The sequence below is a fragment of the Streptomyces tubbatahanensis genome (assembly GCF_022699385.1).
Lineage (GTDB): Bacteria > Actinomycetota > Actinomycetes > Streptomycetales > Streptomycetaceae > Streptomyces > Streptomyces diacarni.
In genome coordinates this window covers 4,756,343-4,778,761 of sequence record NZ_CP093846.1, presented here as the reverse complement: position 1 = coordinate 4,778,761, position 22,419 = coordinate 4,756,343, and the positions used below count along the sequence as shown (strand labels likewise).

The window sequence follows — 22,419 nt, the reverse complement described above, 5'->3', positions numbered from 1 at the left end:
CTCTCTTCAGCGCCGGTCCGCGCGAAAGTGTCACACCGGTTGGTCAGGGGCCGGATGTGGCGCCTGTCACGGTGCTGTTGACGCCACCGGCCGAGCCCTCGCCGGGGTCGGCGGGTGCGGAGGGCGTGTCGCCGCCGCCCGTGCCGCCGACACCGCCGGTGTCCGTGTCGCCGGTGTCGTCACCCGGTACCGAGGGGTGGCTTCCGCCTCCCGTCGACCCGTCCGAGCCGTCGGAGCCCTCGGACCCGTCCGAGCCGTCGTCGCCGTCGCCGGGGCCGCCCGGGGTGCCGCCCTGGCCGCCGCCGTCACCGCCTCCCGGCGTGCTGCCGCCCGAGTGGCCGTACTGGATGCAGAACTTGCGCACCACGGCGCGGCCGCCCGCCGCGCGCTCCAGCTTCTTGCGGTCGTCCGCTTCGAGCTTGTTGGCCGTGTACGCCTTGCACAGGGCCACGGCGATGGCTTCCTTGCGGTCGTCGGAGTCGCCCAGCCCCTTGCCGGGTTTCTTGCCGGGCTTGTTGTCCTTGTGGCCGCCGCCGTCCTTGTCGTGCTTGCCTCCGCCGCCCGAGTTGGCCAGGTCGCGGGGGTCGCCGGGGTGCTTGCCGTCCCCGTGGCCGCCGTCGTCGTGCGACGGGCCGCCGCTGTCGGTCTCCCGGGGGGTGCGGCGTTCGTCGCCCGCGGTGTCGCGGCCTTCCGCGTCCTCGTCGTCGCCCGGGCTGCTCGCCTCGGGGTCCTCTCCCGTGGGGGTGGCGGCCGGGGAGACGGTGGCGGCGGGGGTGCCGCCGCCGGTGAACGGTGTCGGCAAGACGCCCGTGCCGGCCGCGACCGCGACGCCGCCGAGCGCGCATCCGGCGACGGCGACGGCGAATCCGGCGCGCAGGGGTCTGCCCGTCAGCAGGTACCGGGTGCGGCTGCGGCCGCGTTCCCGTCCGGTGCCGGCGCCGTCCTGGCCGGGTCTCTCCCCGGTGGCGCCCGAGGTCAGCCCGAGGTCGGCGGCGCTTCCGGCGCGGGCCGCCGCGGGGCCGGCCGAGCCCGCGCGCGGGCCGCCGAGGCGGGCGGCACGGAACGCCTCCAGGGCGGCGGCCTCGCCGGGCAGCTCGACGGGTGCGGCCCCGGGTGCCGCGTCGCTCGCGGACGCGGGGGGCCAGGGTGCGGTGTGGGCGGCGGCCAGGTCGTCCAGCGCGGCGGCCAGCCGGGCGGCCGTGCGCCGGTCGGCCTCCTCGAACCACTCCTCGGACGGCACGCCGTAACGGCCGCCGCCGCCCCGTCCGGGCGCGTCGGGACCGGCGCCGCCGGGGCGGGAGCCAGGACCCGAGGCGGGACGGGAACGGGAACGGGAACGGGAAGAGGAGCGGGAAGAAGAGGGGGAAGGAGACGGCGGGCGGGAGCCTCCCGTGGTGTCCGCGGCCCGCGCGGCGCCGGCCCGGGGCCGCGAAGCGGAACCCGCGTCGCTTCCCCCGCCGCCCGGAGGGTCGACCGGCAGACCGCGCAGCAAACGCTCCGCGGTCTCTTCGTCCAGCCAGCTGTACCGGTCGTCCGCCATCACGTTTCCCTCAGCGTTCGTGTGGCTTTATGCGTCACACCGCGGGCCATGCCGCGGGCCCTTCCCTTCGCGGCTCCGCCGCCTGGCCTGGGCCCAGGACCGCGCCCGCCGGAGTCGCCGACGGGGCCTTGCACGGAGCCGCCGTCGAGGGCGTCGGTACCGCCCCCGGTGCCCTCCGTGGTGCTCTCGGGCACCTCGCGCGCGTGGTCTTCGAGCAGTTCGGCGAGTCTGCGCAACCCGCGGTGCGCGGCGGTGCGCACCGCGCCGGAGCGTTTGCCGAGCACCTGCGCGGTGCTCTTGGCGTCCAGCCCGACCACCACGCGCAGCACCACGGCCTCCGCCTGGTCGCGCGGGAGTTGGGATATGAGCGCCATGGTGCTGCTGGTGCCGAGCGCCTCCAGGGCCTCGGCCGCGGTGTCGGCGCCGGCCGGCAGTCCGGCCAGTTCGCTCTCGTCGCCGCCGACGGCGGGCCTGCGGCCGCGCATCCGCAGGTGGTCGAGTGCCCGGTTGCGGGCGATGCGGGCGGCCCAGCCGCGGAAGCGGTCGGCGTCTCCCGCGAACCGCGGGAGGTCGCGGGCTATCTGGAGCCACGCCTCGGAGGCGACGTCCTCGGCGTCCGCGTCGGGTACGAGGGTGCGGACGTAGCCGAGAAGGCGCGGGTGCACGGCTCGGTAGACGGTGCGGAAGGCGGCCTCGTCGCCTTCCTGCGCCGCGCGTACCGCAGCGGTCAGCTCCGCGTCGTCCCCCTGCACGCTCGTGTCTCGCCCCACTCCGCGAAGGTCTCAGTGCTCTGCGCCGTCGTCCGGGGTCACGTACCGCCGCCTGCGGTGGTCCGCGTCCGGGCTGCCGGGGTCGGTCCTCCCGGCGCGGCGCGTGGAGCACGCTAAGGCCAAGTGTGCACGCTCGTCCATGCCGGAGGGAGGGGCGGGGCCGGGGGTGCGCGGTGCGTGAGGAGACGGTCGCCGGGCGTCAGCGTGTCGAGTTCGGAGCCCTGTGCCACGGCCCCGACATGACGGCGTAACACATTGCGGGGCCATGACGCTGAGGGGAGTACGGGCGAGCCGCTGGCGTAGTGAGCCCGTGTCCGACGGCGGCCGGGGTCTCTCCTGTGGGGGGTGGCGACCCCGGTCGCCTTCGCTGTGTGCCGGCCCGCGCGTGCCGCCTCGCTGTTCCGGCCCGCGGCCCGCGGCCCGCGGCCCGCGGCCCGCGGCCCGCGCGGAGCGTGCCGCTCAGTCCACCCTGTCCACGAGCTTCACGAACTGGCTCCAGGACCGCTCCGGCTTCTGCGGGTCCCACAGTTTCTGCGCCGTGGCGGCGAGCGGCAGCCGGATGCCGTCGGCGACCTGTGCGGTGGTCTGCGCGTCGGCGAGGTCGCCCCACACGGCGAACCGGCCGCCGACGATGTCGTCCGCTCCGGCGTACTTGTCGGGCACGGGTTCGGTGCCGCGGACCACGGCGGGGGTCCAGCGCTCGTAGATGCGTTCGCCCGTGGGGTAGGTGAAGTTGTTGGGCTGGCCGATGACGTAGTAGAGGTACTCGTCGTTCATGTTGACCACCTGCCAGCCTTCCTTCAGGTACTCCTCGGGTTCCCGCTCGCCGTCCTCCCGCCCTGTCCAGTAGGCGACCTGGCGGGGCTTGGAGGGTTTGACGACGCCGCCGCGGTGCATGCCGTCGTTCCAGACCTGCGGCATCTTGTGGTGCTTGCGCAGGGTGGCGGCGCGGTCGTTGAGCCAGTCGGTGGCCAGGTCCTGGATCTTGGCCTTCCTGCCGAACTTGTCCTTGGCCTCCTTGGCGAGCCCGGGGTAGGTCTCCTCCGGGTTCTGCGACATCAGCGCCTGGTACTCGTCGCCGCCCGCGTGCGCGTACTTGCCGGGGAAGAGGTCGGCGAACTCGCCGAGCAGATCGTCGACGATCCCGGCCGCCTTCGGGTTGGCGATGTCGATGGCGCCGCGCGGGCTCTGGCCGCCGGCGCCGCGCAGCTGGAGGTCGGGGTGGGCGTCGATGACGGCGCCGAGGTGGCCTGGCGAGTCGATCTCGGGGACGACGGTGATGTGGCGGGACTCGGCGAGCTTGACGATGTCGCGGACCTGGTCCTTGGTCAGGTGGGGGTCGGAGACGATCTCGGGGTGGGTGTCGCTCTCGATGCGGAAGGCCTGGTCGTCGGAGAGGTGCAGCTGGAGCTGGTTGAGCTTCAGGTCGCCCATCTCGCGGATGCGTTCCTTGATCCAGTCGGCGCTGAAGTACTTGCGCGCGATGTCGAGGGAGAAGCCGCGCTGCGGGCGGTCCGGGGTGTCGCGGACGGTGCCCTCGGCGAAGCGGTGCTGGGCCCGGTAGGTCTGCAGCAGGGTGCGGGTGCCGTAGAAGACGCCGGCGTCGCCGGCCGAGGCGATGGTGACCTTGCCGTCGCGGCTGGTGAGCTCGTACCCCTCGCGTCCGCCCTTGGTCTTCTTGTCGCGCTTGAGTTCGATGTCGCCCGTCCGGGCGGGTCCTGAGGCGACGTCCACCTTCAGTTCGTCCGCGAGCAGCTTCGCCTCGTCCTTGAGGGAGCCGCTGTCGGTGACGACGCGGGTGTACTTGGTACGTTCCCAGCCGGGCCCGCGCACGGCCTTCCAGTCGCGCACGGAGGGGACGACGGAGGGCGCGGCGCCCACCCGGTCCGGGCCCTTGGGGGCCGGCGGCTGGGATCCGCCGTCCGCGTGCGAGGCGGAGGGCGAGCCCTCGCCGCCGTCGCCGCCGTCCTCTCCTCCTCCGCAGCCGGTCAGGCCGAGCAGGCCGACGGCGAGCGCCACCGCCAGCGCGGTGCCGGAGGGGCCGGCCGCCATGCCGGAGGTGCCGGCGGTTGACCGGCCGGACTTGTTTCGCCAGTTTCGTCCCATACGAATACGGTATTTCCCCTTTCCGGCGCTCCCCCGTCAGGTATGCGTTCCCACGCGTTCCCTTCCGGGTGAAAAACACAGGCGGGACGGCCGCGGATTCCTCCGCACGGCTACCGTGACGGAACCGGACCGCCGCCCTCGGGACCTTCGAACCGCACCCTTTGGACCGCACGGAGCGTATGACCCATCCCACGCCCTCGCAGACGCAGTGCAGGACGCACGGGCAGACGACGCACGGACAACCGCAGCATTCGCAGGACCAAACGCAGCGCAGGACGCCGGAGAGGGCGCGGCGCCACACCCCACTGGATCGGCTCAACCTGGCGGCCGCCGGTCCTGCCGAGTCCCTGCTCCTGGACTGCTGCGGCAGCCGCCGCTGGGCGCGGCGGCTGGCCGAGCACCGCCCCTACCCCGACGTGGAGGCCCTGTTGGCCGCGGCCGACGAGGCCAGCTACGACCTGACGCCCGCCGACCTGCGCGAGGCGCTGGCCGGGGAGCCGGGCGCCCACCCGCTGGAGGGCGAGCCGCAGGTGGGCGTGCTCGCCGCGCACACCGCGCTGCGGGCGGCGCACGGCGCGTACGAGGAGAAGTTCGGGCACGCCTTCCTCTTCTGCGTGGACGGCTTCGCGGTGGAGGAGCGGCTGGATCACGTGCTGGCGGGGATCAGGACGCGACTGGACAACGACGCCGACGAGGAGTGGGCGGTCACCGCCGAGGAGCTGCGGCGGCTGGCCCGGGGCAGGCTGGGCCGGCTGGCGACCGGCGGCAGCACCGCGCGGGAGTGGCGTCGCTCACATCGCGGCTAGGGTCTTTCGGTTGGATCTGGCTGGATCAGGGAGCGGGGTCCGGTGCGTGCTCTCGCAAGGCGGAGGAGGGAGTCCCTGCGGAGCAGCGGTGACTGACGACAACGCCGCGAGAGTGCGTGCCGGGGCCCGCGAGCCCAGCAAGATCCAAACGAGAGGCCCTAGGCCGTCCGTGCCTGATTGATCACACCTGCACACCCCTGGGCGAAGGTGCCGACAGCGCGTCGCTACGATGACTGAGGCCGGTGGACCGTACCCGGCCGGGCCCGCCCGACCTCCCAAAGCCGGCAGGCCCCAATGTCCGCTCCCGGAGGGTATTTCCGTGCCGGCTGGAACGCTGTACCGCGGCCGGGAAGGAATGTGGTCCTGGGTGGCTCACCGAGTCACCGGCGTCCTCATCTTCTTCTTCCTGTTCGTGCACGTCCTCGACACCGCGCTCGTCCGCGTCTCGCCCGAGGCGTACGACGACACGATCGCCATTTACAAGACGCCCCTGGTCAATGTGATGGAGTACGGCCTGGTGGCCGCCATCCTCTTCCACGCGCTGAACGGCCTGCGGGTCATCGCGGTGGATTTCTGGTCCAAGGGCGCGAGGTACCAAAAGCAGATGCTGTGGACCGTGATGGGCGTGTGGATCGTCCTCATGGCCGGTGCCTTCTACCCGGTGCTGCAGCACACGCTGCGCACGCTGTTCGGGAGCTGATGCGTGATGTCGACGACCGAGACGACCGAAGCCGCCAAGAACGCCAAGAACGCCAAGAACGCAGAGGGGGCCGGCGGCCCCACCGACGACGTGGCACTGTTCGACGTGGACCACCCCGCGCCCGTCATCGAGCCGCCGCGCAAGCGGACGGCGAAGACGCCGAAGGCCTCGCGCGGCAACTTCGAGATGCAGACGTGGCTGTTCATGCGCCTGTCCGGCATCGTTTTGGTGGTGCTCGTCCTGGGCCACCTGCTGATCCAGCTGGTGCTGGACGGCGGCGTGTCCAAGATCGGGTTCGCCTTCGTGGCGGGCCGCTGGGCCTCGCCGTTCTGGCAGGTGTGGGACCTGGCGATGCTGTGGCTGGCCATGCTGCACGGCGCCAACGGGCTGCGCACGGTGATCAACGACTACGCCGAGCGCGACACCACCCGCTTCTGGCTGAAGATGCTGCTGTACGTGGCCACCGTCTTCACCGTCCTGCTGGGCACGCTGGTGATCTTCACCTTCGACCCGAACATCCGCTGACGTACCGGGGCTGAAGGCTGAGGTTTTCCCGATGAGCACCGTGAACAACGTAAAGATCCACAAGTACGACACCGTCATCGTCGGCGCGGGCGGCGCGGGCATGCGTGCGGCCATCGAGTCCACCAAGCGCAGCCGCACCGCCGTGCTGACGAAGCTGTACCCGACCCGCTCCCACACCGGCGCGGCCCAGGGCGGCATGGCCGCGGCCCTCGCCAACGTCGAGGAGGACAACTGGGAGTGGCACACCTTCGACACGATCAAGGGCGGTGACTACCTGGTCGACCAGGACGCCGCCGAGATCCTGGCGAAGGAGGCCATCGACTCCGTCCTCGACCTGGAGAAGATGGGGCTGCCCTTCAACCGCACGCCGAACGGCACCATCGACCAGCGGCGGTTCGGCGGGCACTCCCGCAACCACGGCGAGGCCCCGGTGCGCCGCTCCTGCTACGCCGCGGACCGCACGGGCCACATGATCCTCCAGACGCTGTACCAGAACTGCGTCAAGGAGGGCGTGGAGTTCTTCAACGAGTTCTACGTCCTGGACCTGCTGATGAACGAGGACGAGGGCGTCAGGAAGACCGCCGGTGTCGTGGCCTACGAGCTGGCCACGGGCGACGTGCACGTCTTCCAGGCCAAGGCCGTCGTCTTCGCCTCCGGCGGCAACGGCAAGTTCTTCAAGGTGACCTCCAACGCGCACACCCTGACCGGCGACGGGCAGGCCGCCGCGTTCCGGCGCGGGCTGCCGCTGGAGGACATGGAGTTCTTCCAGTTCCACCCGACCGGCATCTGGAAGATGGGCATTCTGCTCACGGAGGGCGCCCGCGGTGAGGGCGGCATCCTGCGCAACAAGGACGGCGAGCGCTTCATGGAGAAGTACGCGCCCGTCATGAAGGACCTGGCCTCGCGTGACGTCGTCTCCCGCGCGATCTACACCGAGATCCGCGAGGGCCGCGGCTGCGGCGCCGACAAGGACCACGTCTACCTGGACCTCACCCACCTGCCGCCGGAGCAGCTGGACGCCAAGCTGCCGGACATCACCGAGTTCGCGCGCACGTACCTGGGCATCGAGCCGTACACCGACCCGGTGCCGATCCAGCCGACCGCGCACTACGCGATGGGCGGTATCCCCACCAACGTGCAGGGCGAGGTGCTGTCCGACAACACCACGCCGATCCCGGGCCTGTACGCGGCCGGCGAGGTGGCCTGCGTGTCCGTGCACGGCGCCAACCGGCTGGGCACCAACTCGCTGCTGGACATCAACGTCTTCGGCCGCAGGGCGGGCATCGCCGCCGCCGAGTACAGCGCGACGGCGCGCCACGTCGAGCTGCCGGAGGAGCCGGCGAAGTTCGTGCTCGACGAGATCGAGAACCTGCGCGACGCCACCGGCAGCGAGCGCGTGGTCGAGATCCGCAGGGCGCTGCAGGAGACCATGGACAAGAACGTCATGGTCTTCCGTACGGAGCAGACGCTGAAGGAGGCCGTCGAGGAGATCGGCTCCCTGCGCGAGCGCTTCCGCGACATCAGCGTCCAGGACAAGGGCAAGCGGTTCAACACCGACCTGCTGGAGGCCATCGAGCTGGGCAACCTGCTGGACCTGGCCGAGGTGACGGCGGTCTCCGCGCTCGCCCGCAAGGAGTCGCGCGGCGGTCACTACCGCGAGGACTTCCCCAACCGCGACGACGTCAACTTCATGCGGCACACCATGGCGTACCGCGAGGTGGGCGACGACGGCACCGAGTCGATCCGGCTGGACTACAAGCCGGTCGTGCAGACCCGCTACCAGCCGATGGAGCGTAAGTACTGATGGGCACAGCGACACTAGAGAAGAACGACTCCGCCGGGCCTGTCGACTCGGCCGAGAACAGCGCCTCGCACCTGATCACCGTGACGCTGCGGATCCGCCGGTTCAACCCGGAGGTCTCCGACGCGTCGCAGTGGCAGGACTTCACGCTGGAGATCGACCCGAAGGAGCGCGTCCTGGACGCGCTGCACAAGATCAAGTGGGAGATCGACGGGACGCTGACGTTCCGCCGCTCCTGCGCGCACGGCATCTGCGGTTCGGACGCCATGCGGATCAACGGGCGCAACCGGCTCGCCTGCAAGACGCTGATCAAGGACATCGGTCCGGACAAGCCGATCACCGTCGAGGCGATCAAGGGCCTCACGGTCCTCAAGGACCTGGTGGTCGACATGGACCCGTTCTTCCAGGCGTACCGGGACGTCATGCCGTTCCTGATCACCAACGGGAACGAGCCGACCCGCGAGCGGTACCAGTCCGCCGAGGACCGGGAGCGGTTCGACGACACCACCAAGTGCATCCTGTGCGCGGCGTGCACGTCGTCCTGCCCGGTCTTTTGGAACGACGGCCAGTACTTCGGCCCCGCGGCCATCGTCAACGCCCACCGGTTCATCTTCGACTCGCGCGACGAGGCCGGTGAGCAGCGGCTGGAGATCCTCAACGACAAGGACGGGGTGTGGCGCTGCCGCACCACCTTCAACTGCACCGACGCGTGCCCGCGCGGCATCGAGGTCACCAAGGCCATCCAGGAGGTCAAGCGCGCGCTGATCACGCGTCGCTTCTGACATCCCGCGTCACACGGCGCAGCGCCGGGCCCCCCGCGTGGGGGCCCGGCGCTGTGTCATGCGGGGGTCCGCCGGGGCGCGGGAGAGCCGGGGGCGCGGCCCGCGGACCGGGGGACGTCACTTCGTGAGGTAGTCCAGCGAGAGGCGGGAGAAGTAGACGCCGCCGTCATTGCCGACCTCGTAGAGGTTGCCGACGGTGCCGTCGCCGAGTACCGCCATGGTGGAGTAGCCCGCTGCGCCGGACTTGATCACGGCGCGGTTGTCCCAGGAGGCGCCGTCGTCCTCGCTGAGACGGACGGTCAGCTCGTCGCGCGCGCTCGTGGTGGCGGTGTTGCTGAACAGCGCCGTCTTCGTCAGCCCGGGCGTGCCGGCCTGGGGCCGCAGGTAGGAGATCTCGTCGCCGTTGTTGCCCGGGTCGGGCAGCTCGTCGGCGCGGGTCATGGCGCCGAAGGCGCTCTCGCCGTCGGGCGAGGAGGCGTAGTAGCGGGCCTTCTCGCTGTTGTGCCGCATGTTCTGGACGAGGGCGCCGCTGCCGCGCTGGATGGCCTTGCTCTCGTTGACGTCGGAGCCGGCCGTGGCGCCGAAGCGCCAGGTCTTGCCGTGGTCATCGCTGAGGATGTTGCCGGTGTGGGTCCCCGCGTCGTCGCGGTAGACGACGGGCTGGATCAGCCGCCCTTCGGAGGTCTGGATGCCGTGCCCTGAGGAGGCGAACTGGTTCTTCCATCCGGACTGCCTGATCTGGGAGTGGACGTCGACCGGGTCGCTCCAGGTCTTGCCGTTGTCGTCGCTGGAGATGTAGGTGAGGTGCTGGCCGCCGTCGGGCCCGTCCTGGAAGAAGTTCGTGCCAGGGCGGGCGAAGTTGTAGAAGAGGAAGACCCTGCCGCTCTCCCGGTCGACGAGGAAGCTGGCGTCGCCGGTGCCGGTGTCGGTCTTGTCGGCGTGCGCGATGATGCGGGCGTCGTCCCAACTCGCCCCGTTGTCGGTGCTGCGCCGCAGCCCCACCTGGATGTTGCCGGGCAGGTCGCCGCTGCCTTCGACGCGCGCGTCGGTGGCGGCGAGGATCGTGCCGTCGTTGGCCGTGGCCAGGGCGGGGATGCGCACGGACTTGGCCTTGCCGTCGTACTCCTTGCCGTCGTCGCCGAGCAGCCCGTGGAAGGTGGTGTCGGTGCCGAACAGCTTGGTGGTGTTGAGCTGCGGGGTGCCGGACTCCAGGCCGCAGCCGACGGTGCCCTGCTGGGTGCGCTGGAAGCCGCCCGGCGCGGTGGTGACCAGGTGGTAGGCGGTGCCGTCCGCGCGCTTCCACTCCAGTTGGGTGCTGGAGTCGGCGGCGACGGTGCGGGTGTAGCTTGCCCCGCCGTCGGGTCCCTCGACGGTGAAGGTCTGCTCGGAGCCCGACTGGTTCTCCAGGATGAGTTGCAGCTGTCCGGTCGAGCAGTTCATGGCGGCCCTGGCGTTGAGTCCTGCGGGCGCCGCGGTGGCGGTGGCGGGGACGGCGAGGGCGGTTCCGGCGGCTGCCAGGACGGTGAGCGCCGCGAGAGCTCTGGCGGATGTGCGCATGCGGGGGTCCTCTCGTGTGGGGGTGGATCGGCCGCGGGGCGGCCGGTCAGGACAGGATCGTGCGCAGCCAGGCGCGCTGTGCGCGCTGGTGGTGGGGCCCGCCGCCCTCGTGCCCGTTGAAGGGGTACTCGCGGAGCTCCTTCGGCCCCGCGTAGCGGTCGAAGGCGGTACGGCAGGCAGCCGGCGGGCAGATGCCGTCGCGCAGGGCGACGGAGAAGAGGGACGGGGCGCTCGCGCGGGAGGCGTGCACGGCGGCGTCCAGGTAGGCGAGGGTGGCGAAGGCCGTCTCGGTGCGGTCCGGGTAGAGGCTCAGGTACGCGGCGATCTCGGTGTAGGGCGGCTGTTCGGCTTCGGCGACGCCGCGCGGTATGTCGCTGAGGAACGGCACGTCCGGCATGACGGCGGCGAGCCCCGGTACGAGTCCGGAGACAGCCAGGGCGATGCCGCCGCCCTGGCTGACGCCGGTGACGGCGATGCGGGCCGGGTCGACGGCGGGGTGGGCGCGCGCGGTGGCGACGCAGCGGACGGCGTCGGTGAACAGCCGCCGGTAGTAGTGGTCCTCAGGGCTCTCGAGGCCGCGGGTGAGGAAGCCGGGGACGGCCCCGTGGGGTGCGGGCACCGGGTCAGGGGTGTCGCCGACGGCCGCCGACCAGCCCTGGCCGCGGGTGTCCATGAGCAGGTGGGCGTAGCCGTCGCAGGCCCACAGGGTGTTCTCGTGCTCCAGGCCTCTGCCGCGCCCGTATCCGAGGAACTCCACGACGCAGGCGAGCCCGCGCCCGGTGCGGGCGGCGCGCTCCTCGGCTCCGGCCGGCATTCTCAGCCAGCCGCGGACGGGGGCGCCGCCGTATCCGGTGAAGGTGACGTCGTAGGTGTCCAGGAGCGCGGGTCCGCAGTCCGCGGGGGTGAAGCGGGGCGGCTGGGCGTGGCTGTCGGCTTCCTCCAGGGTGCGGGTCCAGAAGGCGTCGAAGTCTTCGGGCTCGCGCAGGGCCGGGACGGCGGACAGGCGTGCGGGGTCCGGGGAGGGCATCGGCGGGGCTGGCCTCTCTGTCCGACGTCCCGCGTGACAGCTCCACTCGGGTGAGATGACGTCAGACGTCTCATGTTTGTGGGACCCTAGAGAGGCCTCCCGGGTGCGTCAAGAGCGCGGACCGCGGCTCACCCCGCGGGGACGACCCCCCGCCCGTCGTGCGGAACGCCGCCGGCCCGTGCGGCGCGGGAGTCGGCCAGCCTGCGGCGCAGCGGCGCGTAGTGGTCGGCGAGCGCGGCGGCCAGCTCTTCCGGGTCGCCCGCGCGGGCGGCGTCGGCGATGCGCTGGTGCGCGGCGATGGTGTCCTGCTCGTCCTCGGCGCTGACGACGTTCAGGTACGGCGCCACGACCGTGTAGACGTCCCAGAACGCCATGGACAGCTGGCCGATCAGCGCGTTGCCCGAGGCCCCGACGAGGTGGGCGTGGAAGGCGCGGTCCGACTCGACGAAGCCGGTGCCGTCCTTGGCCCCGCTCTCGCGCATCCGGCGCACGAGCCCGTCCAGGGTGTCGAGGTAGGCGTGGTCGGCGGCGCCGGTGAACTTCGCGACCATGCCGCGCTCGAACAGCTCGCGCGCCTCCAGCAGGTCGGCCATCACCTGCATGTCGTCGTCGACGCTGAGCATGCCGCGGAAGGTCAGCGACTCGACCAGCGCCGACAGGCTCAGCCGCCCGACGTAGGTGCCGTGGCCGTGCCGCACCTCCACGATGTCGAGCGCGTGCAGGGTCTTGACGGCCTCCCGCACGCTGGACCTGCTGGCGCCCAACTCCTCGCACAGCGTGGCCTCGGTGGGCAGGGGATCGCCCGGCCTGAGCCGGTTGTGGAGGATATGGCGCTTGATCCCCTCGGTTACTTCCTGCCGTAGCAACTGCCGGCCGGTGCGACCCGCGTTCATTTCGTAACCTCCCACCCTCTTGACCCTTCTTCCGTTACCGGGCTAGCTTCCGGGCCATCATCAGACATCATACGTCTGACGCCCCCTCTTCTGTTTGCTGTGCACCTGCCCCACCCCCTCGTGTGGAGGAACTATGCCGGATCGGAAAACCGCCGCCGTCGAGCGACGGACCTTCCTCCGCATGAGCGGTGCCCTCGGCGCCGCGACCGCTTTCACGGCGAGCCTGTCGGCGTGCGGTGGTCCCGACTCGACGGTGTTCGCGGGCCGGGAGGCCGGCCGCGACACGATCGAAGCCGGCATCTCCTACACCCTGTCCACCGGCTTCGACCCGATGATCACCTCCGGCGCCACGCCATTCGCCGCCAACCTGCACCTCTTCGAGGGCCTCGTCGACCTCGACCCGGCCACCTTGGAGGCACGCCCCGGGCTGGCCACCGCGCTCCCGGACAAGCTCGACGAGAGGACCTACCGCGCCACCCTCCGGGACGGCGCCACCTGGCACGACGGTTCCGCGGTGACCACCGAGGACGTCGTCTTCAGTTTCGAGCGCGTCATGGACCCCGACAACGCCTCCGTGATGGCGCAGTTCATCCCCTTCCTCGACAAGGTCGAGGCCGTGGACGCGCGCACGGTCGAGTTCACGCTGAAGCATCCCTTCGCGCTGTTCCCCTCCCGGATATCCGTGGTCAGGATCGTGCCGAAGAAGATCGTGGAGAAGGACTCCAAGCGGTTCGACGCCCATCCGGTCGGCTCGGGCCCCTACCGGTTCGTCAAGGCCGTCCGCGAGGACCGCATCACGTTCGCCAAGTGGGAGAAGTACAACGGCAAGCATCCCGCACGCGCGAAGAAGATGGTCTGGCGGCTGATCTCCGACCCCTCCGCGCGGGTCAGCGCCCTGGAGTCGGGGCGGGTCCAGGCCATCGAGGACGTACCGTACCTGGACATCTCGCGCATGAGGGGCTTCAGCACCGTGCAGTCGGTGCCCTCCTTCGGGCTGCTGTTCCTGATGTTCAACTGCTCCCGCAAGCCCTTCGACGACAAGCGCGTACGGCAGGCGCTGCACTACGCCGTCGACACCGAGAAGCTCATCCGGATCGCCCTGCTGGGCGGCGCGGACGCGGCCGTCGGCTACCTCCAGCGCGACCACCCCGACCACCGCAGGGCCGAGGCGGTCTACGACTACGACCCGGCCCGGGCCAGGAAGCTGCTCGACGAGGCGGGCGTCCCCGGGCTCTCGGTGAAGCTGCTGGTCACCGACACCGCCTGGGTCAACGACGCGGCTCCCCTGATCAAGGAAGGCTGGGACGCCGTGGGGGTGCGCACCTCGCTCGACATCGCCCAGTCACCCGCCCAGTACGCCAAGGTCGACCAGGGCGGGTACCAGGCGCTGCTGGCCCCCGGCGATCCCTCGGTCTTCGGCAACGACGTCGACCTGCTGATGCGCTGGTTCTACAACGGCCTGTGGCCCACCACCCGCTACAAGTGGGACAAGGACCCGGCCTACCGGAAGCTCACCTCCCACCTCGACGACGCCGCGCGCGCCGAGAGCGAGAAGGAACGCGACCGGCTGTGGGCCAGGGCCCAGGACCTGGTCGCCGAGCACGTGCCGCTCTACCCGCTGCTGCACCGCTGGCTTCCCAGCGCCTGGGACGAGGAGAAGCTGACGCGGTTCGCACCGCTGCCCACCACGGGGCTCTCCTTCCTCGACACCGCCCGCGCCTGACCGGCCGCGCCGCCCGCAACCGCGCGGGTCACCGCCCGGCACCGCGCCGGTCACCGCCCGGCCCCGCCGCTCACCTCCGGCACGGCCCGGCGGCTGCCGGCACACCGCGCCGGTCCTCTCCCGGGCCGCGGCCCGCCCGGCCACCGCCCACCGACCTCCCACCCGCTAGGGACACGACGATGGTTGCTTTCCTCCGGCTCGCTGCGCGCCGGATCGCGATGCTGCCTGTGATGATCCTCGGCATCACGCTGATGGTCTTCGTGGTCATGCAGTTCTCGCCCACCGACCCCGCCTACAACGCGCTCGGTGAGGGCGCCTCCGCCCAGGCACGCGAGGCCTTCGCCGAGGAGCACGGGCTCAACGACCCGCTGTTCGTGCGCTACTTCCGCTTCCTCGGGGACCTGCTGCACCTGGATCTGGGGTCGACGGTGCCGCCGAGCACGCCCGTGGCGGACCGGATCACCACGGCCTTCCCGCTGACGTTCCAGCTGACGCTCTTCAGCCTCGTCCTCGCGGTGGTCTTCGCCGTGGTGTTCGGCGTCATCGGCGCCGTGTGGCGCGACCGCTGGCCCGACCAGGTCGTGCGGGTGGTCTCGATGGCCGGTGTGGCCATCCCCTCCTTCTGGCTCGGCGTGCTGCTCATCCAGCAGTTCGCGCTCAACACGCCGCTCTTCCCGACAGGCGGCTACACCAACCCGGCCGACTCGTTCACGGGCTGGCTGCACACCATGACGCTGCCCGCGGTCTCGATCGCGCTGGCCGTCTCCGCCTCGCTGGCCCGCCTGGTGCGCACCTCCCTGGTCGCGGAGTTGGAGCGCGACTACGTACGCACCGCGCGCGGCAACGGACTCCCCGAGGGCATGGTGCTGCGCTCCGCGCTGCGCAACGCGCTGGTCAACCCGCTGACGGTGCTGGGCATCAAGGTCGGCTACATGCTCAGCGGCGCCGTCGTCATCGAGGCGATCTTCGACCTGCCCGGCATGGGCAAGCTCATCCTGGAGGGCGTCACCGGCAACGACACGGCGCTGGTGCAGGGCACCGTGCTGACGATCGCCGTGACCTTCCTGGTCGTCAACGTTCTCGTCGACCTCCTCTACCTGCTGGTCAACCCGCGTATCAGGACGGTGTGAGATGTTCAGTGCGCGTGTGAGGAAGCTGTCCCGCCCGGGTATCCGCTTCCGCTCCCTGCCGCTCTCCTCCCGCGTCAGCCTGGGCGTCCTGCTGCTCGTCGTGCTCGGCGCCGTGCTGGCCCCGCTGCTGACGCAGGACCCGCTGGCCATGGACCAGCCCGTACAGGCGCCCGGCTCCGAGCACCTGTTCGGCACCGACCGGGCGGGCCGCGACGTCTTCGCCCGGGTCCTGCACGGCGCCCGCTACTCGCTGGTCATCGGGCTGGGCGCGACCGCCGTCGCCCTGGTGGCCGGCGGCGTCCTGGGCTCGCTGGCCGCCACCTCGCGCAAGTGGGCCGACGAGTCCGTGATGCGCGTGCTCGACGTGGTGATGTCCTTCCCGCCGATCGCGCTCGCCGCCGTCCTGGTGGCCGTCTTCGGCACCAGCATCCCCGTCATCATCCTGACCATCGCCGTCGTCTACACCCCCTCGCTGGCCCGCGTCGTGCGCGCCAACGTCATGGAGCAGTACGGCGAGGACTACGTCGCCGCCGAACGGGTCATCGGCGCCAGGCGGGGCCACATCGTGCTGCGGCACGTGGCCGTCAACTGCGCGGCGCCCGTCATGGTGTTCGCCACCGTCATGGTCGCCGAGTCGATCATCTTCGAGGCCAGCCTCTCCTTCATCGGCGCCGGCGTGCAGGACCCCGACCCCAGCTGGGGCAGCGTGCTGTCCTACGGACGCGACATCCTGCTGGCCGGCGGCTGGTGGGCGACCTTCTTCCCCGGCCTCGGCGTCCTGGTGACCGTGCTGGCGCTCAACATCCTCTCCGAGGGCATGACCGACGCCGCCGCCGCGCCCGCCCACGGCTCGGACACCGCCGCCCCGGCCCCGCGGGCCGCGGAAGCGCGGACGGCCGACGCCTACGACCGCGAGGCGGCCGGTGCCGCGGTGGTGGGGCAGGCGCTGGCCAGGCTCGCCGAGCGGCGGCGGGCACACCCGCCGGCGCTCAAGCCCGTGCCCCAGGACGCCCCCACGCTGCTGTCCGTGCACAACCTCTCCATCCGCTTCCCCGACCGCTACGGCGACGTCGCCGTCGTCGACGACGTCTCCTTCACCGTCCGCGAGGGGGAGACGCTCGGCCTGGTCGGCGAGTCAGGATGCGGCAAGAGCATCACCAGCCTGGCCGTCATGGGCCTGCTGGCGCCCAACGCGCAGACCAGCGGCAGCATCCACTACCAGGGCAAGGACCTGCTGCGGCTCGGCTCCCGCGAGCGGCGGACGCTGATGGGCCCGCAGATCGCGATGGTCTACCAGGACGCGCTCTCCTCCCTCAACCCCTCGGTGCTCGTCGGCAAACAGCTCGGCCGCCTCACCTCGCGCGGCGGCACGAAGACGCCCTCCGAGCTGCTGGAGCTGGTGGGCCTCTCCCCCGAGCGCACCCTGCGCAGCTACCCGCACGAGCTGTCCGGCGGCCAGCGCCAGCGCGTCCTGATCGCCATGGCGCTCTCCCGCGACCCCCGGCTGCTGATCGCGGACGAGCCCACCACGGCCCTGGACGTGACCGTGCAGGCCCAGGTGGTCGAGCTGCTGGAGCGGCTCCAGAAGGAGCTGGGCTTCGCGATGGTCCTCGTCTCCCACGACCTGGCCCTGGTCGGTGACCTGGCCCACCGGGTTGCGGTGATGTACGCGGGCCGCATCGCCGAGACCGGCGGGACCGACGCGCTGCTGACCGCACCCGCACACCACTACACCCGCGGCCTGCTCGGCTCGGTCGTCTCCCTGGAGGCCGGCGCCCAGCGGCTGCACCAGGTGCCCGGCGTGGTGCCTGCGCCGCGCGGCTTCGGCGCGGGATGCCGCTTCGCCTCGCGCTGCGCCGCCGCCACCGACGTGTGCCGCACCACGACGCCCGCCCTGGTGGACAGGGGCACCACAAGCGCGCACGGCTTCGCCTGCCACCACCCCGCAGGGGACGCGGCGGACGGAGCGAGCCTGGAGGGGAGCACCCGATGATCCGTCTCGAGAACGTCCACGTCCGCCACCGCGCCCGCAGCGGCGGGCTCTTCCACCGGGACACGGTGCACGCACTGACCGACGTCTCCCTCCAGGTGCGGCGCGGCGAGATCCTCGGCCTGGTCGGCGAGTCGGGGTGCGGCAAATCGACCCTGGCCCGGGTGCTGACCGGACTACAGAAGCCCTCGCAGGGCACGGTGACCTTCCGCGACGAGAACCTGTGGGGGCTGCCGGACGCGCGGCGGCGCGGCGAGTTCGGCTCCTCGGTCGGCGTCGTCTTCCAGGACCCGTCCACGGCTCTCAACCCGCGGCTGTCGGTCCAGCGCATCCTGCGCGACCCGCTGGACGTCCACCGCAAGGGCACCCCGGCGCAGCGGGACGCGAGGGTGACCGAACTCCTCGACCTCGTCGGCCTGCCCCCGCACACCCGCACCTCCCTGCCGGGGCAGCTGTCCGGCGGGCAGCGGCAGCGCGTGGCCATCGCCCGCGCGCTGGCGCTGGAACCCGAGCTGATCGTGGCGGACGAGCCCACCAGCGCGCTGGACGTCTCCGTACGCGCCCAGGTACTCAACCTCCTGGTGGACCTGCGCGAGAGGCTCGGCCTTGGCATGGTCTTCATCTCACACGACATCCAGACGGTCCGCTACCTCTCCGACCGGCTGGCCGTGCTCTACCTGGGCCGGATCGTCGAGGAGGGCCCCTCGGCCGACGTCGCCGCCTCCCCCGCCCACCCCTACACCGAAGCACTGCTCTCGGCGACCCCCAGCCTGCTGGAGACGACCGAGCGCATCGTGCTCAGCGGACCCGTGCCGTCGGCCACGCACCCGCCGCGCGGCTGCCCCTTCAGCACCCGGTGCTGGAAGGCGGACGACGCCTGCACGGCGGCCTTCCCCGCGGAGTCTCCCGGTCAGGCCGGACACCGGTGGCACTGCGTCCATCCGGTGACCGGTGCGCCGGACGCGGCCACCGGTGAGGGACCCGCCCCCGGTTCCACGACCACCCTGGCAAGGAGCAGCAAGTGAGCACCACCGCCTGCCCGTTCACCGGCGTCATCCCGCCTGTCGTCACCCCGCTCACCGAGGAGGGCGCGGTCGACACCGCCTCGCTGGAGCGCCTGGTGGGTCACCTGATCGAGGGCGGGGTGTCGGGGCTGTTCGCGCTGGGCAGCTCCGGCGAGACCGCCTACCTGACCCACGAACAGCAGGAGACCGTGCTGGAGACGGTGATCGGCGCGGCGGCCGGGCAGGTGCCCGTGCTGGCCGGGGCCATCGAGACCGCCACCTGGCGCGTCGTCGAGCGCGCCAGGGTCGCCGAGAAGACGGGCGCGGCCGGGATCGTGGCCACCGCGCCCTTCTACACCCGCACCCACGCAAGCGAACTCGCCCCGCACTTCCGCGCGGTGGCCTCCGCGATCGAGCTGCCGCTGTTCGCCTACGACGTCCCGGTGTGCGTGCACACCAAGCTGGCGCCGGGGCTGCTGCTCCAGCTGGCCGCCGAGGGCGTGCTGGCCGGCGTGAAGGACTCCAGCGGGGACGACGTCTCCTTCCGCAAGCTGCTGCTGGGCGCCCGCACCCTGGGCGAGGGGCGGGCCTTCTCCGCGCTGACCGGGCACGAGGTGGTCGTGGACGGCATGCTGCTGGCGGGCGCAGACGGCGTGGTGCCGGGCCTGGGCAACGTGGACCCGCGCGGTTACGTACGGCTGTACGAGGCGGCGCGGCGCGGGGACTGGGCGGGCGCGCGGGCCGAACAGGACCGCCTCGCCGCCCTGTTCGCGCTCGTCGACGCCGTCGAGCCGGGGACGGCCTCGGGCACCACCGGGGGGCTGGGCGGCTTCAAGACCGCGCTCGCGCTCCTCGGGCTGATCGACACGCCCGTCGTCAGCACCCCGATGCGCCCGCACGCCCCCGCGGAGACCGCCCGCGTGCGGGCCTGCCTGGAGGAGGCAGGGCTGCTGTGACGTCCGCCCGGACGCACCGGACGCACCGACCGCACCGGGCGCGGACGGTGCACCCGGGCGGCCCGTGCAGGCAGCGGCCCGCGCGTTGGGCGGCCCGTGCAGGCAGCGGCCCGCGCGTGGGGCGGCCCGTGCGCCGGGCGGCAGCTGAGGTGCGTCAGGACACCGCGTCGCGGGCGAAGCGCAGCGAGGCGTCGAACACGTCGGCCACGTCGCTCTCCTCGGCGCCGAACCAGCCGTGGTCGGCGCCGGGGACGAGGCGGAGGCGGGCGGAGCCGCCCGCCTGACGGAGCGCCGCCGCCAGGTCCTCGCTGTGCGAGGGGTCCACCATCGTGTCGGCCGCTCCGTGCACCAGGAAGAACGGCGGCGCCTGCGCGTGCACCTGCCGCAACGGGGAGGCCTCCCGGGCGAGTTCGGGCACGTCGGCGGGGGCGGCCCCCAGCAGGCGGGCCTCGGGGGTGCCGGGCCCGGCCGGCGAGAAGCCGCCCCGCGGGGCGGTGAGATCGCTGGGCCCGTACCAGACGACGGCGCCCGCCAGGTGCGGCACGGGGGGCGTCAGCCCCGGCTCGGGGCGGGACAGAGCCAGCAGGGAGACGAGGTGGCCGCCCGCCGACTCGCCCCAGGCCACCGTGCGGCCGGTGTCGATCCCCAGTTCGGCCGCGCGCAGCGTCAGCCACCGCAGCGCCGCGCGCAGGTCCGTGAGCGGGGCGGGAAAGGGTGCCTCGCCGCTGAGCCGGTAGTCGACGCAGGCGACCGCGCATCCGGCCGCCGCGATCCGGGCGAACAGTCCGGGACGCCAGTCGCGGGTCCGCATCCCCAGATCGTCGCGCCGGCCCCGCATCCAGGCTCCCCCGTGCGCGTACAGCACCACGGGAGCGGGCTCCTTCCCGGATCCTCCGGCGGGAAGCCACAAGTCGAGCTCCAAGGGGCGCACCCGCTCGGGCAGCGCGTAGGGCACGCCGCGCAGCATCCGCACACCGTCGTCGAGGACGGCGGCGGGCGGCAGCGGGGCGACGTCCGGGTGCGGTGCCGGGATCGCCTTCAGCAAGGCGGGGTCGACGGGGTTCACGTCGTCCTCCACTGGTGGTCGGGCAGGAAGCGCACGTCGTACCGCTCGGGCACGGTGGCGAACGCGTGCGGCGCGGGAACGACCGGCTCGGTCGGCACACCGTGGCGCTCGGTGGGCTCCCCCATACTCTCGAAGAACCGCTCGAAGGTGCCGCCGGGGCCCGCCGCGACGCCGACGACCTGGCTGTGGTGCCGCTCCATGCGGTAGGCGTGCGGGCAGTTCTTCGGCACGAACCCGAAGTCGCCGGGCGTGAGCAGCCGTTCCTGCTGCTCGCCCGCGGTGTCCTCGACGAACAGGCGGACCGCGCCCTGGGGGACGTAGAAGACCTCGTAGGTGTCCGCGTGGACGTGGGCGGGGATGAGATCGCCCTTGGGCCCCTCGACGGTGAAGAAGTTGAAGAGGTTCTCGGTCTGCTCGCCGCCCGCGTAGACGGTGATCAGGTCGCCGAAGAGGTGGGCGCGGTCGCCCTCGCCCTTCTCGACGACGTACGGCGTGCCCGGTTCGGCGGGGATGCGGGAGGCGGGGCGGTAGCGGGTGGCGTACTCGATGGTCATGGGGCCTCCGTGGGGGCGGCGTGCGGCAACGCGGACCAGATTGCGTCAGGTGCCCTGACACATGCGCCTGGCACAACTTTTCAGCCCCCGGCAAACACCCGCACCTCCCGCCTCCGGCCGCCCTACCGTGCCGACCATGCCGTCCGCCGAAGCCCGCAACCGCCGCCCCCACCCCTTACGCCACCGCGACTTCCGCCTCCTGTTCACCGGACGCGCCCTCTCCCTGCTGGGGGACGCCGTCGTCCCCACCGCACTCAGCCTCGCCGTGCTGCGGGCCACCGGATCCACCGCGGCCCTCGCCCTCGTCCTGGGCTGCGCCATGCTGCCCAAACTGCTGCTGCTGCCCGTCGGCGGCGTCCTCGCCGACCGCTTCCGCGCCCGCACCCTCGCCCTGACGACCGACCTCGTACGGTGCGCCTCGCAACTCCTCGTCGGCCTGCAACTACTCGGCCAAGACCCCTCGCTGGCGGTACTCGCCACCGCCGAAGCAGTCGGCGGCGCCGCCTCCGCCTTCGCCATGCCCTGCCTCTACCCGCTGGTCACCGGCACCGTCGAGGCGACGGACCGGCAGCGGGCCAACGCGCTGGTCGCCACCGCCGAGAGCGCCGGCAGACTCGGCGGCCCCGCCCTCGCCGGACTCCTCGTCCTGACCGTGGGCCCCGGCTGGGCGTTCCTCCTGGACGCGGCCACCTTCGCCCTCAGCGCCTGCCTCCTGGCGCTGCTGCGGGTCACCCACGTGCCACTGGCGGCCCGCTCGTTCCTGGCCGACCTCGTCGAAGGCTGGACGCAGGTGAGCAGCCGCGCCTGGTACTGGCCCAGCCTGCTGGCCCACGCGGTCCACAACGTCGCCCTCTCCATGCTGCTCGTCCTCGGCCCCGCCGTGGCCGTGGGACAACTCGGCGGCGAAGGCGTGTGGGTCGCGGTCGTCCAGGCCGGCGGCGTGGGCCTGCTGGTCGGCAACGCGCTCTCCTCCCGCGTCTACCCGCGCCGTCCCGTCCTCACCGTCAACCTGCTCGGCCTGCTCTTCTGCCTCCCCCTCGCCCTGTTCGCCGCCGCCGCGCCGGCGCCGTGGACCATCGCCTCGTACGGCGTGGCCATGGCAGGGCTCGGCTACCTCAACCCGACCTGGCAGACGACGGTGCAAAACGCGATCCCGCCGACCGCGCTGGCCCGCGTCACCTCCTACGACTGGCTGCTCTCCCTCGCCGCCATGCCCGTCGGCTACACCCTCGGCCCCTGGGCCGCCTCCCAGTGGGGCACCGCGGTGCCGCTGACGGCCGCCGCCGTCCTGGCCTCGGCCGGAGCGGCCACGGCCGCGGTTCCGGCCGTACGACGCTTCACGTCCGACGGACCGCGCCCGGCGGGCGGCGCGGACGGCGCGGACGTCGCGGACGTCGCGCCGGGGCCCTCGTCGTCCCCGGGGCCTCGCCCGGACCCGGGCCCGCAGGCGGCGGACGGTCCGCCCGCCGGCGCCACGCCCGGGTGACGG

The 22,419-nt window shown here is 72.4% G+C and carries 19 protein-coding genes; 11 read left to right on the top strand and 8 right to left on the bottom strand.

The features are described 5' to 3' along the window. Positions 1-43 precede the first annotated feature (43 nt). The 3 genes from MMF93_RS20615 to MMF93_RS20605 form a co-directional block, all read right to left on the bottom strand. A complete protein-coding gene (locus tag MMF93_RS20615) occupies positions 44-1,540 on the bottom strand; it encodes a hypothetical protein (protein ID WP_242753634.1) in 1,497 nt (498 codons plus the stop codon). Beyond that, the gene (locus tag MMF93_RS20610) at positions 1,540-2,292 is read right to left on the bottom strand and encodes an RNA polymerase sigma factor (RefSeq protein ID WP_242757678.1); all 753 of its coding nucleotides are present in this window, start codon (positions 2,290-2,292) and stop codon (positions 1,540-1,542) included. Before MMF93_RS20610 ends, MMF93_RS20615 begins: the two co-directional genes overlap by 1 nt. Before the next feature lie 477 nt (positions 2,293-2,769). Continuing rightward, positions 2,770-4,416 carry a family 20 glycosylhydrolase gene (locus MMF93_RS20605; protein ID WP_242753630.1) on the bottom strand — a complete coding sequence of 549 codons (1,647 nt, stop codon included), beginning with the start codon at positions 4,414-4,416 and terminating at the stop codon, positions 2,770-2,772. Positions 4,417-4,595: 179 nt separating this feature from the next. Between MMF93_RS20605 and MMF93_RS20600 the strand changes: the two genes are divergently transcribed. The 5 genes from MMF93_RS20600 (at position 4,596) to MMF93_RS20580 (ending at position 9,030) form a co-directional block, all read left to right on the top strand. Next, entirely contained in the window at positions 4,596-5,222 is a 627-nt protein-coding gene (locus MMF93_RS20600; RefSeq protein WP_242753627.1) for a 2-oxo-4-hydroxy-4-carboxy-5-ureidoimidazoline decarboxylase, read from the top strand. A 319-nt stretch (positions 5,223-5,541) separates the two neighbouring features. Continuing rightward, entirely contained in the window at positions 5,542-5,922 is a 381-nt protein-coding gene (sdhC, locus tag MMF93_RS20595) for a succinate dehydrogenase, cytochrome b556 subunit (RefSeq protein ID WP_114015473.1), read from the top strand. Between the two features lie 6 nt (positions 5,923-5,928). Further along, positions 5,929-6,447 (top strand): succinate dehydrogenase hydrophobic membrane anchor subunit, encoded by a 519-nt coding sequence (locus MMF93_RS20590; RefSeq protein WP_242753624.1) that lies wholly within the window; start codon positions 5,929-5,931, stop codon positions 6,445-6,447. A gap of 31 nt (positions 6,448-6,478) precedes the next feature. Next, positions 6,479-8,251 carry a succinate dehydrogenase flavoprotein subunit gene (gene sdhA, locus MMF93_RS20585; protein WP_242753621.1) on the top strand — a complete coding sequence of 591 codons (1,773 nt, stop codon included), beginning with the start codon at positions 6,479-6,481 and terminating at the stop codon, positions 8,249-8,251. Then, positions 8,251-9,030 carry a succinate dehydrogenase iron-sulfur subunit gene (locus tag MMF93_RS20580; RefSeq protein WP_114023363.1) on the top strand — a complete coding sequence of 260 codons (780 nt, stop codon included), beginning with the start codon at positions 8,251-8,253 and terminating at the stop codon, positions 9,028-9,030. Before sdhA ends, MMF93_RS20580 begins: the two co-directional genes overlap by 1 nt. A 117-nt stretch (positions 9,031-9,147) precedes the next feature. Here the strand turns inward: MMF93_RS20580 and MMF93_RS20575 are convergent, their stop codons facing one another. The 3 genes from MMF93_RS20575 to MMF93_RS20565 form a co-directional block, all read right to left on the bottom strand. Further along, positions 9,148-10,587: an exo-alpha-sialidase gene (locus tag MMF93_RS20575; RefSeq protein WP_242753618.1), complete on the bottom strand. Its 1,440-nt coding sequence runs from the start codon at positions 10,585-10,587 to the stop codon at positions 9,148-9,150. Positions 10,588-10,633: 46 nt separating this feature from the next. Then, positions 10,634-11,614 carry an acetylxylan esterase gene (locus MMF93_RS20570; RefSeq protein WP_242753616.1) on the bottom strand — a complete coding sequence of 327 codons (981 nt, stop codon included), beginning with the start codon at positions 11,612-11,614 and terminating at the stop codon, positions 10,634-10,636. A gap of 128 nt (positions 11,615-11,742) precedes the next feature. After that, positions 11,743-12,507: a FadR/GntR family transcriptional regulator gene (locus MMF93_RS20565; protein ID WP_242753614.1), complete on the bottom strand. Its 765-nt coding sequence runs from the start codon at positions 12,505-12,507 to the stop codon at positions 11,743-11,745. 133 nt (positions 12,508-12,640) lie between these two features. On the opposite strand from MMF93_RS20565, the gene MMF93_RS20560 reads away from it, so the two are divergent. The 5 genes from MMF93_RS20560 (at position 12,641) to MMF93_RS20540 (ending at position 19,310) form a co-directional block, all read left to right on the top strand. Continuing rightward, complete coding sequence (locus MMF93_RS20560) at positions 12,641-14,230, top strand: ABC transporter substrate-binding protein (RefSeq protein WP_242753612.1); 1,590 nt, start codon at positions 12,641-12,643, stop codon at positions 14,228-14,230. Positions 14,231-14,409: 179 nt separating this feature from the next. Next, complete coding sequence (locus MMF93_RS20555; RefSeq protein WP_242753610.1) at positions 14,410-15,360, top strand: ABC transporter permease; 951 nt, start codon at positions 14,410-14,412, stop codon at positions 15,358-15,360. Between the two features lies 1 nt (position 15,361). Next, complete coding sequence (locus MMF93_RS20550; protein ID WP_242753608.1) at positions 15,362-17,353, top strand: dipeptide/oligopeptide/nickel ABC transporter permease/ATP-binding protein; 1,992 nt, start codon at positions 15,362-15,364, stop codon at positions 17,351-17,353. Then, positions 17,350-18,375: an oligopeptide/dipeptide ABC transporter ATP-binding protein gene (locus MMF93_RS20545; RefSeq protein WP_242753606.1), complete on the top strand. Its 1,026-nt coding sequence runs from the start codon at positions 17,350-17,352 to the stop codon at positions 18,373-18,375. The genes MMF93_RS20550 and MMF93_RS20545 overlap by 4 nt, the downstream gene beginning before the upstream one ends. Next, positions 18,372-19,310, top strand: coding sequence for a dihydrodipicolinate synthase family protein (locus MMF93_RS20540; RefSeq protein WP_242753604.1), 939 nt, complete (start codon positions 18,372-18,374; stop codon positions 19,308-19,310). Before MMF93_RS20545 ends, MMF93_RS20540 begins: the two co-directional genes overlap by 4 nt. A 154-nt stretch (positions 19,311-19,464) precedes the next feature. Here MMF93_RS20540 and MMF93_RS20535 read toward each other — a convergent pair whose 3' ends face one another. Then, positions 19,465-20,376, bottom strand: a complete 912-nt coding sequence (locus MMF93_RS20535; protein ID WP_242753602.1) for an alpha/beta hydrolase — start codon at positions 20,374-20,376, stop codon at positions 19,465-19,467. Further along, entirely contained in the window at positions 20,373-20,930 is a 558-nt protein-coding gene (locus MMF93_RS20530; RefSeq protein ID WP_242753600.1) for a quercetin 2,3-dioxygenase, read from the bottom strand. Before MMF93_RS20530 ends, MMF93_RS20535 begins: the two co-directional genes overlap by 4 nt. Positions 20,931-21,066: 136 nt before the next feature. Between MMF93_RS20530 and MMF93_RS20525 the strand changes: the two genes are divergently transcribed. Then, positions 21,067-22,416 carry an MFS transporter gene (locus tag MMF93_RS20525; RefSeq protein WP_242753598.1) on the top strand — a complete coding sequence of 450 codons (1,350 nt, stop codon included), beginning with the start codon at positions 21,067-21,069 and terminating at the stop codon, positions 22,414-22,416. The last annotated feature ends 3 nt before the right edge of the window (positions 22,417-22,419 follow it).